Source organism: Paraburkholderia acidiphila (assembly GCF_009789655.1).
GTDB lineage: Bacteria > Pseudomonadota > Gammaproteobacteria > Burkholderiales > Burkholderiaceae > Paraburkholderia > Paraburkholderia acidiphila.
In genome coordinates, this window is the sequence record NZ_CP046911.1 from 220,080 (window position 1) to 236,634 (window position 16,555).

General features: G+C 64.6%; 13 protein-coding genes. 2 read left to right on the forward strand and 11 right to left on the reverse strand.

Annotation, left to right across the window (positions count from 1 at the left end):
- Positions 1-21 precede the first annotated feature (21 nt).
- The 3 genes from fhuB to FAZ97_RS25245 are packed head-to-tail and all read right to left on the reverse strand — an operon-like array spanning position 22 to position 5,229.
- The gene (fhuB, locus tag FAZ97_RS25235) at positions 22-2,052 is read right to left on the reverse strand and encodes a Fe(3+)-hydroxamate ABC transporter permease FhuB (RefSeq protein WP_158761241.1); all 2,031 of its coding nucleotides are present in this window, start codon (positions 2,050-2,052) and stop codon (positions 22-24) included.
- Positions 2,049-2,972, reverse strand: a complete 924-nt coding sequence (locus FAZ97_RS25240) for an ABC transporter substrate-binding protein (RefSeq protein WP_158761242.1) — start codon at positions 2,970-2,972, stop codon at positions 2,049-2,051. Before FAZ97_RS25240 ends, fhuB begins: the two co-directional genes overlap by 4 nt.
- A 31-nt stretch (positions 2,973-3,003) precedes the next feature.
- Complete coding sequence (locus FAZ97_RS25245) at positions 3,004-5,229, reverse strand: TonB-dependent siderophore receptor (RefSeq protein ID WP_158761243.1); 2,226 nt, start codon at positions 5,227-5,229, stop codon at positions 3,004-3,006.
- Between the two features lie 183 nt (positions 5,230-5,412).
- Here FAZ97_RS25245 and FAZ97_RS25250 point away from each other — a divergent pair, with 183 nt between their 5' ends.
- Positions 5,413-6,237, forward strand: coding sequence for an AraC family transcriptional regulator (locus FAZ97_RS25250; RefSeq protein ID WP_158761244.1), 825 nt, complete (start codon positions 5,413-5,415; stop codon positions 6,235-6,237).
- A 96-nt stretch (positions 6,238-6,333) separates the two neighbouring features.
- Here FAZ97_RS25250 and FAZ97_RS25255 read toward each other — a convergent pair whose 3' ends face one another.
- The 5 genes from FAZ97_RS25255 to FAZ97_RS25275 are packed head-to-tail and all read right to left on the reverse strand — an operon-like array spanning position 6,334 to position 12,596.
- Positions 6,334-7,443, reverse strand: coding sequence for an ABC transporter ATP-binding protein (locus tag FAZ97_RS25255; protein ID WP_158761245.1), 1,110 nt, complete (start codon positions 7,441-7,443; stop codon positions 6,334-6,336).
- Positions 7,444-7,449: 6 nt separating this feature from the next.
- Positions 7,450-9,423, reverse strand: a complete 1,974-nt coding sequence (locus FAZ97_RS25260) for a glycoside hydrolase family 127 protein (RefSeq protein ID WP_158761246.1) — start codon at positions 9,421-9,423, stop codon at positions 7,450-7,452.
- Between the two features lie 15 nt (positions 9,424-9,438).
- A complete protein-coding gene (locus tag FAZ97_RS25265) occupies positions 9,439-10,383 on the reverse strand; it encodes a carbohydrate ABC transporter permease (RefSeq protein WP_199272189.1) in 945 nt (314 codons plus the stop codon).
- Positions 10,376-11,317, reverse strand: coding sequence for a carbohydrate ABC transporter permease (locus FAZ97_RS25270; protein WP_158761247.1), 942 nt, complete (start codon positions 11,315-11,317; stop codon positions 10,376-10,378). The genes FAZ97_RS25265 and FAZ97_RS25270 overlap by 8 nt, the downstream gene beginning before the upstream one ends.
- Positions 11,318-11,351: 34 nt before the next feature.
- Positions 11,352-12,596 carry an ABC transporter substrate-binding protein gene (locus FAZ97_RS25275; protein ID WP_158761248.1) on the reverse strand — a complete coding sequence of 415 codons (1,245 nt, stop codon included), beginning with the start codon at positions 12,594-12,596 and terminating at the stop codon, positions 11,352-11,354.
- Positions 12,597-12,835: 239 nt separating this feature from the next.
- On the opposite strand from FAZ97_RS25275, the gene FAZ97_RS25280 reads away from it, so the two are divergent.
- Positions 12,836-13,672 carry an AraC family transcriptional regulator gene (locus tag FAZ97_RS25280; protein ID WP_158761249.1) on the forward strand — a complete coding sequence of 279 codons (837 nt, stop codon included), beginning with the start codon at positions 12,836-12,838 and terminating at the stop codon, positions 13,670-13,672.
- A gap of 6 nt (positions 13,673-13,678) precedes the next feature.
- Here the strand turns inward: FAZ97_RS25280 and FAZ97_RS25285 are convergent, their stop codons facing one another.
- The 3 genes from FAZ97_RS25285 to gcvA all read right to left on the reverse strand — a co-directional run bounded on the left by FAZ97_RS25285 (position 13,679) and on the right by gcvA (position 16,509).
- Positions 13,679-15,070 (reverse strand): MFS transporter, encoded by a 1,392-nt coding sequence (locus FAZ97_RS25285; protein WP_158761250.1) that lies wholly within the window; start codon positions 15,068-15,070, stop codon positions 13,679-13,681.
- Between the two features lie 98 nt (positions 15,071-15,168).
- On the reverse strand, positions 15,169-15,480 hold the full coding sequence (locus FAZ97_RS25290; protein ID WP_233271896.1) for a winged helix-turn-helix transcriptional regulator: 312 nt from the start codon (positions 15,478-15,480) through the stop codon (positions 15,169-15,171).
- Positions 15,481-15,609: 129 nt separating this feature from the next.
- Positions 15,610-16,509: a transcriptional regulator GcvA gene (gcvA, locus tag FAZ97_RS25295; RefSeq protein WP_158761252.1), complete on the reverse strand. Its 900-nt coding sequence runs from the start codon at positions 16,507-16,509 to the stop codon at positions 15,610-15,612.
- Between the last annotated feature and the right edge of the window lie 46 nt (positions 16,510-16,555).

Consider the following 16,555-nt stretch of genomic DNA (forward strand, 5'->3'; position numbering starts at 1 on the left):
GAAATTCCCTGAGACGGTGCGTCAGGAACCGGACCGGTCTTGCGCCGGGTGCCGGAACATTGTGAGGATCAGATAGAGTCCGCCGAGCAGCGTGGCCATCACGCCAGCCGGCATTTCCTGCGGGAACAACACCCAGCGGCCGAGCCAGTCCGAAGCGATCATCAGCGTCGCGCCGAACATGGCGCCGAGGTACAGCAAAGGGATGGGGCGGCGAATGCCGAGTGTGCGCGCCATGTGTGGCGCCATCAGGCCGATGAATGAGAGCGGTCCGATCACGAGCGTCGCGACGGCACTCAATAACGCGCTCAGCATCAGGAGGCCGAAACGCGCTCCGGCAATACGTACGCCGAGCCCCACCGAAACCGCATCGCCGAGCGGCAGGATTGCCAGCCAGCGGCGGCACAGCGGCACGGCCGCGAGCGCGAGCAGCGCGCACGCGGCCACCAGCGCGGCCATCCACGGCCCGACGTTGTAAGTCGAGCCCGCCAGCAGGTTGTAGAGGATGATCACACGCGGATCGCCGCTCGAAATGGCGATCACGGAGACGGCCTGGAACGCCGCGCTCAGCGTCATGCCCGCGAGAATCAGCGTGTCGGGCGCAAACGACGAGGCGCGCGAGATCAGCATGAGCGCGCACAGCGTGAGCATCGAACCGGCCGCGCACCACAGGAGGAAGGTCGGCAGCCCCGGATGCGCGGTGAGAAAGAGCGCACCCGTCAAGCCGAGCGCACCGCCCGCCGAAATGCCGAGCAAGTCGGGACTCGCCATCGGATTGCCGGTCATGCGCTGCACGATGCCGCCCGAGAGCGCGAGCAGCACGCCCACGCCGGCCGCCGCCGCGACATGCGGCAAGCGCAGAAACAGCAGCGCCGCAGCTTCGTGTGCATGGCTCAGATGCCAGCCCGCGAGACCGCGTCCGAGCGTGAGCGAGAGCACGGCCGCGCACGTCAACGCCAGCGCGCTCGCGAACGCGACGCGGCGCAGGCCGCGCGGCGAGAGCGGGGCGCGAGGCTGTGCGAGCGTTTGCGCGAGATCCGGGCGGCCGCGCAGGCGGCGCAGCATCGCCAGCAACAGCGGTGCGCCGATCAGCGTGGTGATCGCGCCGGTAGGGATCGCCATGCCGAAGCGTGCCGCGTAGAGTTGCGCGAGTTGATCGGCGAGCCATAGCAGCGCCGCGCCGATCAGCGGCGACCACACTACACGCTCGCGCAGGCGGCGCGCGCCCGAGAGCCGCGCGACGGCGGGCGCCGCAAGCCCGACGAAGCCGATCACGCCCACGGCGCTCACCACGAAAGCGGCGATCAACAGCGTGAGCCCGAGCGTGATGCCGCGTGTGGCGCGCAGCGAGACGCCGAGGCTCGACGCCACTGTGTCGCCGAGATCGAACACGGCCATCGGCCGCAACAACAGCAGCAGGAGCAGCGCGCACGGTGCGAAGCGCGCCGCGAGCGCAAGCGCCACGCGCCAGTCGTGCTGCGCGAACGAGCCGCCGCCCCACACCAGCAGGCCGCTCAGCAGATCGTAATGCGAGATCGCCAGCGCCAGACAGAAGGCGCCGCCGCAAAGATTCACGATCATGCCGGCGAGTATCAGTGCAAGCGGCGACATGCCGCGCTGCGCTGCCACCGCGAATACGGCGGCGAGTGCCGCCGCCGCGCCCGCGAGCGCGACCGCATCGCGGCCACCCGCCAGCAGGGAAGGCGCGTAGACGGTGGCCAGCGCGAGCGCGAGCCACGCGCCCGAGAAGACACCGAGCGTCATCGGTTCGGCAAGCGGGTTGCGCAAGACCTGCTGCGTCGCGACGCCCGCGAGGCCGAGCGCGGCGCCGCATAGCAGTGTGACGGCGACGCGCGGAAAATCGCTGTAGTGCGCCAGCAGTTGCGTGACGTCGGTGCTCTCGGGTGCAACGAGCGCTTGCCACCAGAGCGCGGGCGAGAGCCGGGCTTCAAGGCGCAGCGCGAACAGTAGCGCCGCGAGCGCGAACAGCGCGCAAACGGGCCATAGCGGCGTGCGGCGCAGCGGCACGAAGGGCGTAGTCACAGCGCCTCTCATGTTGCCTCCGGTGCGTGAGCGGCAGATCGCGCAGAAGGCAAGGCAGCAAGCGCATCGACGAGCGCATGCGCGAAGTACGCCGCGCTCAGAATGCCCCCCTCGGGCGGCACCTCGGCCATGCCGGAAATACGGCCCGTACGCACGAACGGCATGGCCTGCCAGACGCGGCTCGTTTGCATCATCGTCGCGGTCATGGCGGGCAGCGGCTTCACGTACACGAGCGTCGCGCGCGAATCGGCGTCGAGCGCATCGAAGCCGATCATGGCCGCAGCCGCCGCGCCGCCCCACGCGTTGCGCAAGCCCAGTTGCGCGAGCAACTCGCCGAACAGGCTATGCGTGCCGAACACGCGCAGACGCGATTCATCGACAAAGCGAGCCATGTAGATGGGCGCGCCGCCTGCGCTCGCATATTCGGGCAGCGCATCGAGCCGCGCGCGCGCCTGTGCAATCGCGTGCCGTGATTGCGCCACGGCGGCTTCGCCTTGCGCCTCGCGGCCGAAGAGATGCGCGAGGCGCAGCGTCTCCTCGCACGCGCCCGAATACGGCGTCGGGCTCGCGCGGAACTGGCCGAGCGTGACGGTAGGCGCGAGGCGTTCGAGCGCGCCGCGCATCGACGCATGCGCGGGCGTGATGACAATGAGATCGGGCTTGAGCGCGAGCATCAGTTCCATGTTGGGCTGAAACATCAAACCCAGATCGACCACGGAATCAGGCAGCGGACATGCCGTGAAAGTGCGCCGGAAACCCGGCGTGTTCGCCATGCCCACAGGCACCACGCCGAGCGCGAGCGTCAGCTCGGCCAGGCCCCAGTCGAGCACGATCACGCGGCGCGGCACAGCGGCCCGCGCGCGCGCGCCGCGGCTCACAGCGTTCAGACAAACGCCGCCCCACAGCGCGGCGAGCAAGGTCCTGCGTTTCATTGCGTCGGATCGGAAAGAAGGAAGGGCTGCATTACCACTGGTACTTCGCGCCCGCCGTGAGCAGACGCCCCTGCCCCCAGTAGCAGTAGTTCGCGCCCGTACACGAGGCGAAATACTTGCGGTCGAGCAGGTTCGATACGTTCAGCCACGTGGTCCAGCCCTGCAGGCTCGAGAAGCGGCGGCCGATGTCGTAGCGCAGCGAGAGGTCCACGAGCGTCGCCGACGAGGTCATGAACGAGTTCGCCGTATCGCCATACGAGCCGCCGATATAGCGCACGCCGCCGCCGAACAGCACGCCCGCGAGCGGGCCGGCGGAGACCGTGTAGTCGGCCCACAGCGAAGCTGTGTTGCGCGGAATGCCCACCGGCACCTTGTCGAGCGCCGTGTTGCTTTTCGTGTTGAGCAGGTTCGTATAGGTGTAGCTGGCAATCAGTTGCAGATTGTTCGACAGGCTCGCGTGGCCTTCCACTTCGAAGCCCTGCGAGCGCACCTGGCCCGTCAGCACGCTGGCGCCGCTATGCAGCGGGTCGCTCGTCTGCACGTTGTTCTGGGTGATATGGAACGCCGACACCGTGACGAAGCTGTTATAGCCCTTCGGCTGCAGCTTCACGCCCACTTCGTACTGCTCGGCCGTGAGCGGCGCGAACGCCTCGCCGCTGTACGTGGTGCCGACCTGCGGCTGGAACGAGCGCGAATAGCTGAAGTACGGCGCCACGCCGCTGTCGAACTGATACACGCCACCCGCGCGCCACGTGAAGGCGCGGTTGAACTGCGTGGTCGTCGCGCCCGTCTTGTACGAGGTCACATCTTCGTTGGCCCAGTCCTCGCGGATGCCGAGCAGGAACGACCACTTGCCGATGTCCAGCTGATCCTGTGCATACGCGCCGAGCTGTTTGATCGACGTGGCGTTCGACGTCGCGAACATGAAGTTCGGGTAGGGAATCGTCTGACCGTAGATCGGATTGCTTTCCTGCAGACCCGGCGTGGAAGTCAGATTGCCATAGAAGTAATGGTCGAACTGCATGTTCTGATAATCGAGGCCGACCGTGACGTTCTGCTTGACCGGCCCCGTATTGAACTTCGCGTTCAGCTGATTATCGACCGTGTGCGAATTGACGCTGCCGTAGTTCAGATACGCCGTGCGCGCGAGCGTATCGGTGCCGGCCTTGAAGCCGTCGTTGCCCACGTACTGGATCGTCTGCGTGTTGCGCAGGAAGCGATAGCTCTGCTTGAACGACCACACGTCGTCGATGCGGTGCTCCAGTTGATAGCCGATCGACGCCTGGGTCTTGCGGAAGCTGTCCCACGTCGGCTCGCCCGGATTGAGGCTGCGGCTTTGCCACGTGTACGGCACCGAGTTGTAGATGCCCGCTTCCGGGTCCGCCTGATAGTTCGCGAAGACGGTAAATGTCGTGTCCTTCGTCGGGCGGAACTGGATGGTCGGCGCAATCGAGAAGCGCTGCTGGTTCACGTAGTCGGTCTGCGTGCCCGTGTTGAAGCCGTCGGCGGTCAGGCGGTAGAGCACGGTGCCGTCCTTGTCGACCGGGCCGCTGAAATCGAAGAAACCCTGCACGCGGCCATAGCTGCCCGTTTCGAGGCCGACTTCGTGATACGGCGTGTCGGTCGGCATTTTGCTCACGAGATTGATCGTGCCGCCGGGCGAGCCCTGGCCGTACAACACCGAAGCCGGACCGTGCAGCAGTTCGATGCGCTCGAACATGTACGGATCGAAGCTCGTGACGTTGAAGCCGAAGCCGCCGTTCGGGCCCGGCGTGCGCAGTCCGTTCCAGAATTCGTCCACGAGGAAGCCGCGTGCGTAGAGGTATTCGAGCGAATCGGTATTCGTGCCGCGCTGCTCGGGGTTGATGCCCGAGGTGTAGCGCAGCGCCTGCGCCACGCTTTGCGCGCCCTGCACGTCCATCTGGTCGCGCGTGACGACCGAAATGGCCTGCGGCACCTTGATGATCGGCGTGTCGGTCTTGGTGCCGGCCTCGCTGCGCTTCGCGACATAGCCCACCACGGGGCCGGTGGCCGTCTCGCTGTTACGCGTGCCCTGCACGACCACGGCCGGTAGTTGCTGGCCCGGCTGTGCCGCGGCGTCCGATGCCGCCACGGGCGCCGCCGCCGTTTGCGCACTGGCGATCTTCGCAATCGCGAGGGCCACGACCGCCGTGATCGTGCGCACCTTGATCCGCCTCGCCTTGCCCGCCTCGTTTGCCCCGTTGTTCGACGACTCTGCGATCCATCCCCGATTCATCCCACACGTCCTGTTCAAAATTTAAGATTTTCCGTTTACGAATGCGAATCATTACTATTGTTATTCGTAAATTGTCAGCCGGAGGATAGAATACGGTCGGAGCTGCGCCGACGTCCTGTCAATTCGCTACGCAAAACCATCGAAATTTGACGGTTTTGCCGCATTTCCACCCAAGACTCACAAATGACCGATATCTGGCAACGCATCACCGGCACGCAGCGGCGAATCCTCAAGCGCCCCGTCATCGCCAAACGGTACGATTTCGAGGCCGGCGACAGCGAGAGCTGGCACTCGCACACGCAACCGCAGTTCGTCTACACGACGCGCGGCGTGTTGCGCGTCATCACGCCCGACGGCGCCTGGACGCTCGGGCCGTACCGCGGCTTGTGGATCGCGCCGCTCGTGGCGCACGAGCTGCAGGCGGTGAGCCCGGTGGAGATGCACACGGTCTATTTCGAAGTCGACGTCGCGCCACGCGAAGAACCGCGCTGCCACGTGCTGATGATTTCGACGCTGCTGCACGCGCTGGTGGGTGCGCTCGTGCTCGATCAGCACAACGGCCATCCCGAGCGCCGTTCCGGCTTGATCGATCCGCTGCTGCTTCAGGAGATGCGCGAGGCGCAACTGGCGTCGGAAGGGCTGCTGCCGCTGCCGAAGGATCGCCGCCTGCAACAGATTTGCGGCCAGTTGATGGACGCGCCCGCTGACAACACGCCGCTCAACGACTGGGGCGTGCGCGTGGGCGCGAGTGAAAGCACGCTGGAGCGCGCGTTCAAGGACGAAACCGGCCTTACCTTCGGCCAATGGCGCCAGCGCTTGCGGCTCGTGGAATCGATCTCGCGGCTTGCGAAGGGCATGGCGGTTTCGACTATCGCGACCGAACTCGGCTATCGCAACGCCAGCGCCTTCATCACGATGTTCCGGCGCGCGATGGGGGAAACGCCTCAACGTTTCCTGCGCAACCGCAGCGGGGCGGAGCAGGGTGCCGCGCAGCAGGCGAATAGCTGAACGCGCGGCGGATACGACTGAACCGGGCGGCGGCACAAGCAAGGCGCGCGCGGTTCCGCGCTCGCTGGTTTGAACCCGCGAGTCGCCATCCCATCGTCACGCCGTTAGCGCCGCCTCAGTCCTGCGCTCAAATGCCCGCCCTTCGCCGTCGAACAGATGGCAATGCCCCGGCTTCGCGCCGAGCTTTTGCGCATTGCCCTTCGCGTGCCGGTCGAGCGGTGGAATCCGCGCGATCAGGCCGTCCGGCGCAACGCTCGACTCCGCATACAGATACGCGGCATCGCCAAGCGACTCGACCGTCATCGTGCGCGCCTCGACACCGTCCTCGGTGGTGCTCGCATGCAGGTGCTCGGCACGAATGCCGACCGTCACCTTGTCGCCCGGCTTCGCCGCGCCCGCCTCGACCGACACGCGCTGGGTCTCGCCCGTCTCGTAACGCACGGTGACGCCGCTGTCCGAGAGAGCCTGCACGGTGCCTTCCAGAAAATTCATCTTCGGCGAGCCAATGAAGCCGGCAACGAAGCGGTTCGCCGGCGCGTGATACAGCGTCGTCGGACTGCCGACCTGCTCCAGGTTGCCCGCCGACAGCACGACGATCTTGTCGGCCAGCGTCATCGCCTCGACCTGGTCGTGCGTCACGTAGATCATCGTGGTCTTTAGTTCGTCGTGCAGACGAGCGAATTCGAGGCGCATCTTCACGCGCAGCGCGGCGTCGAGATTCGAAAGCGGTTCGTCGAACAGGAACACCTTCGGCTTGCGCGTGATCGCGCGGCCGATCGCGACGCGCTGGCGCTGGCCGCCGGACAGCTGCTTCGGCTTGCGATCGAGCAGATGGTCGATGTGCAGGATCTTCGCCGCATGGCGCACGGCCGAGTCGATTTCCGGCTTCTTCGCGCCGGAGATTTTCAGGCCGAACGCCATGTTGTCGTAAAGCGTCATGTGCGGATACAGCGCGTACGACTGGAACACCATCGCGATACCGCGCTTCGCGGGCGGCACGTCGTTCATGAGGGCGCCGTCGATGGTCAGCTCGCCGCCGCTGATATCCTCGAGACCGGCGATCATCCGCATCAAGGTCGATTTACCGCAGCCGCTCGGGCCCACGAACACGACGAACTCGCCGTCCGCGATGTCGAGACTCAGGTTGCCGATGACTTCGTGGTGATCGTATTGCTTCCTGACGTTGTGCAGTTGTACGCGTCCCATGTCGCCTCATTCCCCTCGATAGTTCAACCAGACCTTCATCGGTCCGCTTTCGCGGTTGTGCCACGCGAAATAAGGAATCGCGATCAGGGTGGCATCGTCGCGCTGCGTGGTATCGGCGGCCTGGGTCAGCGGCCGGTAAAGCGCGCCCGTCCAGCGCGGTTCGATTGCGCGTTTGTCTGCGGGACCCTTGAGCACGACCACGCCCCCGAGTTGCGCTTCCCGCCATTGCGCTTCGAGCGATTGCGGGTCGACGTATAGCTCGTCGAGATCGACTCCCGGCATGTCGGCGCGTTCGACGCAGTACAGCAGCGGCCCGCGACTCAACGCAATGCGGCCGCGATTGTCGGGCACCTTCGGGTGACTTTGCCACGCACGCAGGGCCATGGGCAGCGTCAGGCGGATCACGTCGCCGGGTTGCCACAGGCGCTGGATCGCGATGTAGCCGTGCTCGTTCGCGATGGCGTCGATCGTCTGGCCGTTGACGCTTAGCCCGATCGACGGATTCCGCGGCGTGGGGACTGCTGCGCCGTCGCGAGCCGTTACGAAACCGGCCGCGCCGTCGACCCACGCCGGCACGCGCAACTTCAGCGAGAATTCACCTTGCGTATCGACGGCGATTTCGATGGCGCCGTCCCACGGATACCGCGTGCGCTGACGCAGTTCCACCGTGCGCCCGTTGAAGTCGATCCGCGCGTCGCTCTCCATATACAGGTGCACGTAGATCGAGTCGGCATCGGTCCCATAGACGTAGCCGGGCAGCGACGCAATCGTGCGCGCGACGTTTGGCGGACAGCACGCACAGTAGTACCAGGGTTGCCGGCGATGCCCGCCGTCGTTCTCCAGCGGATTCACGTAGTAATACGCGTCGCCATCGAGCGACCAGCCCGGCAGCATGCCGTTGTACAGCGTCCACTCGAACAGGTCGGCATAGCGTGCGTCGCCCGTTGCGGCCAGCATGCGGTGGCACCACATCATGCTGCCGATCGCCGCGCAGGTCTCGGTATAGGCCTGGGCGTTCGGCAACTCGAAGTCCGCGCCGATCGACTCGCCGTCGTGCCGCGCGCCAACACCGCCGGTGATATACATGCGCTGCGCGACCAGCCGGTCCCACAGCGTTTCGAGCCGCGGCAGCAGGCCGGCTTCGCCGGTCTCGAGGTGGAGATCGGTGACGCCGCACGACATGTACAGCGCGCGCACCGCGTGCCCGGCCAGGGCTTCCATTTGCTCGAACGGCACGTCGTCCTGGAAATACGCGTCGCCGAACCGGCCGCCCGCGAGCAGGCCGTGACCGCGCGCCTTGATGAAGAAACGCGCCAGCGCGAGGTACTGGTCGTTCCCTGTCTCGCGCGCGAGTTCGATGAGCGCCATTTCGATTTCTTCATGCCCGTCGATGGCCTCGATCTTGCCGTCCGTCTCGGGGCCGAAGCGATCGCACAGCAGATTGGCGAAACGGATCGCCACGTTCAGCAAGCGGCGCTTTCCGGTTGCCCGGTGGTGCGCCACCGCCGCCTGAATCAGATGGCCCGCGCAATACATCTCGTGCAGGTCGCGCAGGTTGCTCCAGCGTTCCGACTTGCGCTCCAGGCTGAAATAGCTGTCGATATAGCCGTCGTCGTCCTGCGCGCGTTCGATCAGCGCGATGCCTTCGTCGATGCGCTTTTCAAGCAGCGCGTTCGGTCCGCGCGCCACCACCCACGACGCGGCTTCGAGCCACTTGTAGAGGTCGGAGTCGTTGAAGAAGATACCTTCGAACGGACCCTCGTAGTCGCCGGACACGCGGCGGAAATTGTTTAGCCGTCCGGTGCTTTCAAGGAGGTCCCACTGGCTCGGCAACGTCTTTTCGATGTTGGTTGCAAACCGCCGCCCCCAGAAGTCGCCGAGCAGGTCGACCGCGGTGACGGCAACCGGTTTGATGCGCGCGTAGCGCGTGGAGGCGGAATCGACGACTACGGGCTGTCGCAGGGTTCGGGTGTCGTTCATGATGTATGGGAAAGGTTATGCCTTGACCGCGCCAGCAATCAGACCGTTGATATAAAAGCGCTGCAGCAGCAGGAAGAGAAGCGCGCACGGCAGGATCGAAATCGTGATGCCGGCCTGCATGAGTCCCCAGTCGATTGCCCCGAGCTGTCCGCTTTGCGCGTTCAGGAGCATGACCGGAAGGGTGTAGTGCCTCGCGTCGCCGAGCAGGATCAGCGCGGCCAGCAGTTCGTTCCAGGAACCGAAGAAAGCGAACAGCCCTGCCGTCACGAGCCCCGGCAGCACGAGCGGCAACATGATCATGCGCAGCGACTGAAGCGAACTGCATCCGTCGATGAGCGAAGCGTCTTCGATTTCGAGCGGAACCGAGTCGAACGAGTTGCGCATCATGAACACGGCAAACGGCAACTGGAACGTTGTGTAGACGAGCGCGAGCCCGAACAGCGTGCCTTGTAGATGCAACCAGCGCAGCAACACGAAGAGCGGGTTGAGGATCGACTGGAACGGAATCATCAGCGTCGCGAGGATCACGACGAAGATGACGTTGCGCCCGCGGAAGCGGAATCGCGAGAACCCGTAGCCGCCGAGCGTCGAGAGCACGAGCGTCATGGCCACCGTCATCAGCGCCACAGAGGCGCTGTTGCCGAGATAACGCCAGATCCCTTCACCGTAGGCCGCGAGGTTCTGGTAGTTCTCGAACGACAGACGCGATGGAATCCAGCGTGGCGGCGACGCGCTCGCATCGGCGGGCGAATAGAACGAAGTCAGCGCGGACCAGGCGATCGGGAACAGAAAGGGCAGCGTCAGCACACCGCAAATCATGTAGTAAAGCGCTACCGAAAGCCGCGCCTTCAGCCGGTGTGCGTGGCCCGCATAGTCCTTCATGGCGGGCACGCTGGATGTCATCGGATTCGGCGGCATGGGAACGAAGCCGGTCTCGGCGGAACGTAGCTTGTTACTCATCGTCGTCTCGCAGAAGAATCATCTGGATCACGCTGAGCGCGAGCAACACGATCAGCAGCACCACCGACATGGCCGCGCCGTAGCCGAGCTTGAAATACGTGAACGACGCGCGATAGATCCAGTGGACCACGGTGATCGTGCTGTTCATCGGGCCGCCTCGCGTCATCACGTAGAACTGCTCGAACGCGAGATAGGAACCGATGACCGCCATGATCAGCGCGAGCGCGAAGGTGCGCCGCATCATCGGCAGCGTGATGTAGCGCTGTTGCGCCCACCACCGCGCGCCGTCGATGCGCGCGGCCTCGTACAGGTCGCGCGGAATGGCCTGCATGCCGACCAGCAGGATCACCATGGTGAAGCCGCAGGCCTTCCACACCACCATGATGATCAGCGAGGCAAGCGCGGAGTGGGTATCGCCGAGCCACTGGACCGGCTCGGTCACGATACCCAGTTGCATGAGGATCGCACTGAAGATGCCGACTTGATCGTTGAACAGCCACACCCAGAGCAGGCTCGCCGTTGTCATGCCGATAACGACTGGCAGAAAGAACGCAGTCCTGAAGATGCCGGCGAAGCGGCTTGCCTGATTCACGAGCAACGCCAGCAGGAACGCCACCACGAAGATCGCGGGCGTCACGAGCAGCGTGTACTCGGTCGTAAACCACAGCGCGCCCCAGAACGATGCGTCGTGCAGCAGCTCCAGATAGTTGCGCAGTCCCGCAAACGAAGGGACGCCCATCAGCGGCCAGCGATAGAACGACATGCCGATCGTCATCGCCAGCGGCAGCAGGAAAAACACCACCGTGAAGGCGAGGCAGGGCAGCACGAACCAGTACCCCGCGCCGCGCCGGCCGGTGCCTCCACGTTGCTTGCGAGCATTGGCGCGCGGCGCGAAACGGCTGCCGCCGGGCGGGGCTTCGTTCAGAACGTCCATCGTCGTCGCGCCTCCTGTTGGGCGTGGTTGGGCGTTACTGCGCGTTCAGGATCTCGGTGAACCGTGCCTGCGCAGTCGTGACGGCCGCATTGACGCCCTTGCCGAAGACCGCCTCCTGAATCATGGCGAGCCAGGGGCCATTGGGATCGTTGATCAGCTGATTGAACTTCGTGCTGTACGGCGTGCGGCCTTTGCTCATCGCCGTGGCGGCCAGCAGATAGCGGCTGTCGAGCTTGCTATAAGCGTTGTCGGCGAGGTCGACACGCACGGGAATACTGCCGTTCTTCGCAAATTGATCGACCTGCACCTGCTCGCCAAGGCTCCACTTGATGAATTCGAGCGCGTCCTGCTTGTGCTGCGAGCCCACCGGGACCGCGATCGAGTCGCCGCCGGCGAAGCTCGCCCAGCCGCCATTCTGTCCGGGCAGATAGGCGAGCCCGAAGTCGATCTCAGGATGTGTTTTCTTCAGGATTCCGATTGAAAATGCGCCGGACCCGACCATGCCGATCTTGCCGGTGAGGAACGCGTTGATGAAGTTCGCGCCGCTGTCGGTTTTCGCACTCGCCGGAATATCGCCCGCTTCCCACATGCGGCGATACATGGCGAGCGTGCCTTCGAGCGCGGGGTTGGTCAGCGTCGCGGTCTTGCCGTCCGCCGAGAGCAGGTCGCCGCCAGACGCCCACACATAGGGCGTCATCGTAAAGATGTTGCAGCCGCCGCACGCGCCGGAGAAATAGAAACCCTTGATGCCGTTGCCGAGCGCGGTGATCTTTTTGGCGTCGGCTTCCAGTTCGGCCCACGTCTTCGGCGGCTGATCGGGATTCAGGCCCGCGCGCTTGAAGAGGCTTTTGTTATACAGCAGCATCGAACTTTCCGCGCTGAAAGGCAGCGCGTACTGTTTGCCATGGTAATTCCCGAGCCGCAGATGCGACGGACTGAGGCTCTGGTAGAAGGGCAGCTTTTTAGCCTGGTCGGTGATGTCGGTCAGTTGACCCGCGCGTGCAAACTCGGGCACGAAAATCAGGTCGATGGCGATCACATCGGGCGCGGCGCCTCCAGCCGACGCCGTGCCGAACTTGGTGACGAAGTCGTCATTCGGAATGACGGTCAGATTGACCTTGGTCGGATGACTTTGATTCCATGTCGCGACGAGCGGTGTGACGAACGCCGCGTCCGACGCGCGCACCCAGAAGGAAATACCGTCATCGGCCTGTGCGTGGGTCGCGGCGAACAATGCCACGCATGCCAGGCGTCCAAGCCACCGCTTGCATCGATTCATGGATGTCTCCTCTTGTCATCGACACGCGCCTTGCGATGTTTTCCACGCCGTCATGCTGGCATCGCCGCCTGGTACGTGCCGCCACACTTTGGGAAATGGGCTTTTTTCTACCTTGGTGCGTTGCAGCGGCCCTGTCCTGCTTGCCGCGAACGCCCGGTGCGCAGAGATTGACACGCTCCGTTTGTGCTCGCAAGATGAAGAATCCGCAGTAAAACAGGACAATTCCGACTTTTCTGCCCATGACCGATTCCTTACTCCGCCTGACCTGGTTGCCGCCTCTCGAAGCGAGTAATGGCGGTCTGTTCGTCTCGCGCGGCGTGGGCGTGCACCCGTCGCGAAGAATCCAGTCTTACGAGCTGATCTATGTCCGGCAGGGCTGTTTGAACCTTCACGAGGACGGCAAGCCATTCGAGGTGAATGCGGGGGAAACGTTGGTGCTTTGGCCTGGCCGCTTGCACGGCGGCACGTCGCCGTTCGCCCCCGACCTCAAGTTTTACTGGGTGCATTTCACGCTGCCTGAAACGCCGCTTTCCGGTTCGGCGTCGCGTGAGTGGCTGGAGATTCCCCAGCATGCGCGAGTCGAGCGGCCCGATCATTTATCGGGCATGTTCCAGCGTCTCTTGAACGACCAGCAGATCTATGGCGTTCAAGCCGTGCCGGACAGCCTCGCGATCCTGCAGATGCTGTGGGAGTTGAAGCGCTCGCGCGTCGCGGCCACGGCTGCCGACGGGGCGCCGCAGCAGCTGGCGGCAAGCGCCGACCGTTGGATTCGCACGCATTTTCATGAGGCGATCAGCGCTTCGTCGATTGCGGCGCACCTCGGCTGCAACGCGGACTATCTAGGACGAGTGTATCGCGCCGTCTACGGCCGTACGTTGACCGACGCCGTCCACGAACGCCGCATGCTGCACGCCGCCATTGTGCTTGCCGAGGACCGGTTGACGATCGCGCAGGTCGCCTACGAATGCGGATTCGAAGACAGCGGCTATTTCCGCAGGCTGTTCAAGAAGAGCAAAGGCATGACGCCGAATGCATTCCGGCGGCTGCATTTGCGTGTTCATGTCAATACGGCCTGATCCGTTTTAGCCGTTCTGTTCGGACACCTGCCCGGTGTCAGCATCGGTTGCGCGCGCAACGTTGTGCGAAACGGCTTCGTTCCTGACTGGCGCTGTTGTCGTGCCCGTTTCCGTGTGAGCTGGCGGCCCATCCATGTCGTCGCCGAGCAAGGGGCGCTCGGGGTGCACGAACAGCCATAGCAGCGCACCGCAAGCGGCCGCCGCGCCGATCACGATCATGCCGCTTCCCCAGCTATGCGTGACCTTGACCACCAGCGCCAAAGTCATCGGACCGGCGACGTTCGACAGGGCACCCCACACGTTCGTCCAGCCCGACATGACGCCGGCGAACGCCCGCCCGAGATCCTGCGTGGCGGACCACACGACTACCTGCACGAATCCCACCGCGGCAAAGGACAGGCACAGCAAGCCGATCACCATGGTAATCGAATCGGCTCGCGCGGCCGCCGCCAACGCAAGCGCGCTCACGACGAATCCGCTCATCGCAACGGGCGTGCGTGCCCGATAGATCGAGCCGGTCTTTCTGAGCAGCCAGTCGCTGAACGCCCCCGCGGCGAACACCGCCACGAACACGGCCACCCACGGCAGCGATGCGTACAGGCCCATCGCCTTGAGCGAAAGCCCGCGCGCCCGCATGAGGTAGGTTGGCAGCCACGTCGTGTAGAAACTCTGGATCAGCACCAGCAGGAAGTACTGGACACCGAAGATCCAGAAGCGCCACTGCCGCAGGCAGCGCCTGAGCGCTCCCCTGGCTGCGGTGCGCTCGGGCGGCTGGCCGGCTGCGAGGTACTCGGCCTCTGCCTTCGTGATGAGCGGATGCGCCGCCGGCGTGTCGCGGTAGCCGAACCACCAGACCGCGCCGAGCAGCAGCCCCAGTGCGCCGAATCCATAGAAAACGGCGTGCCATCCGAACCGCGCAATGGTCCATGCCGTAAGCGGCGCCGAAACGATCGGGCCAAGATAGAGCCCCGCGAGCAGCAGGGCATTGCCTTTCGCGCGCTCGCTGGCCGGAACCCAGCGCTTGAGTGCGACGACACTGCTCGACCAGTCCGCCGATTGCGCCCCGCCCAGCACGAGGCGGCAGCCGAACAGCCACGCGAACGAGGCGCCCAGGGGCGTGGCGATCATCATGAGCGACCAGAGCGTGCTCGTGCCGAACAGCACCTTGCGCGACCCGAAGCGTTCGGCCGCGCGGCCGGCCGGTATCTGCCCGATTGCATAGGCCCAGAAGTAGACCGTGAGTATCATCGACATCTCGACGATCGACAGACCCAGTTCATTCTGGATCGTCGGGGCCGCGACAGCCATGGCTGTGCGGTCGAGCGTCATCACGAACGTGAGCGGCGCAACGAGCAATGCGACGATCTTCCAGCGGAGATGGTTCACGTTGTGCAACATCGTTCAACTCCCTGGGGCTGCGGTACGTGGCTTGCGTGTGTCGCCGGACGGCAAGCCTTGCGCAGGCAATTGCGTGAATCGTTCGGAAACCTGATGAATTACGCCTCGCGGCCGCACTGATCGCGATCCGCAGCTTCGAACCCCTGAGGGTCGCGCTCGGCCCACTCCCGGGCCCAGACCTGCAGCGGCTGCAAGGCGGCCCGGAGTTTCCTGCCTTCGGCCGTCATCTGATAACCGCCTTCTCCATGCTCGACAAGCCCCGACGCTCTCAATTCCGCGAGCCGCGTGTTGAGCAGGCGGGCATTGGTGTCGCAGGCCTCCTGAAGCGCGCGAAACGTCAACGCCTCGCCGCGCAGCTCCCACAGAATCCGCAGTGCGGTCCGCCGCCCGAGCAGATCCAGCACGACCATGATCGGCCGTCCGGTTGTCGAGCCGCGAACGGGCTGTCCTGGTCGTGGAATTTTCATGCTTTACTTTTTAAAGCATCGAATACGGGCTGTCAACCGGCGAGCGCGGGCGCAAGCGATGCGCGCATGCCGCTACGCACGATGCGAAAAGCGCTGCCCGAGTTCGCGCAACCACGCGAGAAAGGTATGGATGGCCGGATCCTCGAGACGCGCTTCGCGCACATAGCTGCAGTAGCGCCATGCGGGCAGGGCGGGGCCGTCGAAGGGAAACACGAGGCGGCCCTCTTTGACATCGAGCGCGACGAGTGCGGTCGGGCCCATTGCGATACCCAGGCCGTCAATGGCGGCTTGCAGGGTCAAATAGAAGTGATCCAGTTGCTGCGAATGGCGAGGCGCAAGCCCAGGATTGCCGCTTGCCGCAAGCCACTCCGCCCAAAGACCGGGATACGTCGCCGTGTGAAGCAGGGTGTGGTGCGCGAGATCCGCGACCTCGTGTATCGGCTGCGCTTCCAGCACCTTGGGCGCGCAAACCGGCAGCCGGACTTCCGACAAGAACTCCGTGACCGCATACCCGGCCGACTTTTGCTGGCTGCCGCGAATCGCCACGTCGCATTCGTCGCCGAGTTTTTCGATCGGCTCATCCGAAGTGGTCAGCCGCACCTCCACCGCCGGATGGGTCAGCTGGAAACCGGACAGCTGCGGCAACAGCCAGCGCAACGCGAAAGTCGTGGGCGCATTGACCCTCACGATCTGCGCCCGCGTGGCCCGAAGCTGCTCACTGGTCGCGAGCGCAATGCGATCCAGTGCCGCCGATACCTCGGCCAGGTAAGCGCGCCCCGACGCTGTCAATACGACCCTTCGGCCCCGGCGCTCGAACAGGTCGATCCCAAGCCAGTCCTCCAGCTGCCGTACTTGCCGGCTAACGGCCCCGTGCGTGACGTAAAGCTCCTCGGCTGCCGCCGAAAAACTCTCCGCGCGAGCGGCGGCTTCGAATACGCGCAGCGCGTTCAACGGCGGCAGACGACGCGACATGATCCAATCCTATGTGATTTTTCCTGACAAGTTCCGTGAGTTTACA

Coding starts and splice junctions, on each gene's coding strand:
- fhuB (WP_158761241.1), bottom strand. CDS start 2,052: ATGAGAGGCGCTGTGACTACGCCCTTCGTGCCGCTGCGCCGCACGCCG.
- FAZ97_RS25280 (WP_158761249.1), top strand. CDS start 12,836: ATGACCGATTCCTTACTCCGCCTGACCTGGTTGCCGCCTCTCGAAGCG.
- gcvA (WP_158761252.1), bottom strand. CDS start 16,509: ATGTCGCGTCGTCTGCCGCCGTTGAACGCGCTGCGCGTATTCGAAGCC.
- FAZ97_RS25240 (WP_158761242.1), bottom strand. CDS start 2,972: ATGAAACGCAGGACCTTGCTCGCCGCGCTGTGGGGCGGCGTTTGTCTG.
- FAZ97_RS25270 (WP_158761247.1), bottom strand. CDS start 11,317: ATGGACGTTCTGAACGAAGCCCCGCCCGGCGGCAGCCGTTTCGCGCCG.
- FAZ97_RS25285 (WP_158761250.1), bottom strand. CDS start 15,070: ATGTTGCACAACGTGAACCATCTCCGCTGGAAGATCGTCGCATTGCTC.
- FAZ97_RS25255 (WP_158761245.1), bottom strand. CDS start 7,443: ATGGGACGCGTACAACTGCACAACGTCAGGAAGCAATACGATCACCAC.
- FAZ97_RS25265 (WP_199272189.1), bottom strand. CDS start 10,383: ATGAGTAACAAGCTACGTTCCGCCGAGACCGGCTTCGTTCCCATGCCG.
- FAZ97_RS25245 (WP_158761243.1), bottom strand. CDS start 5,229: ATGAATCGGGGATGGATCGCAGAGTCGTCGAACAACGGGGCAAACGAG.
- FAZ97_RS25275 (WP_158761248.1), bottom strand. CDS start 12,596: ATGAATCGATGCAAGCGGTGGCTTGGACGCCTGGCATGCGTGGCATTG.
- FAZ97_RS25290 (WP_233271896.1), bottom strand. CDS start 15,480: ATGGTCGTGCTGGATCTGCTCGGGCGGCGGACCGCACTGCGGATTCTG.
- FAZ97_RS25260 (WP_158761246.1), bottom strand. CDS start 9,423: ATGAACGACACCCGAACCCTGCGACAGCCCGTAGTCGTCGATTCCGCC.
- FAZ97_RS25250 (WP_158761244.1), top strand. CDS start 5,413: ATGACCGATATCTGGCAACGCATCACCGGCACGCAGCGGCGAATCCTC.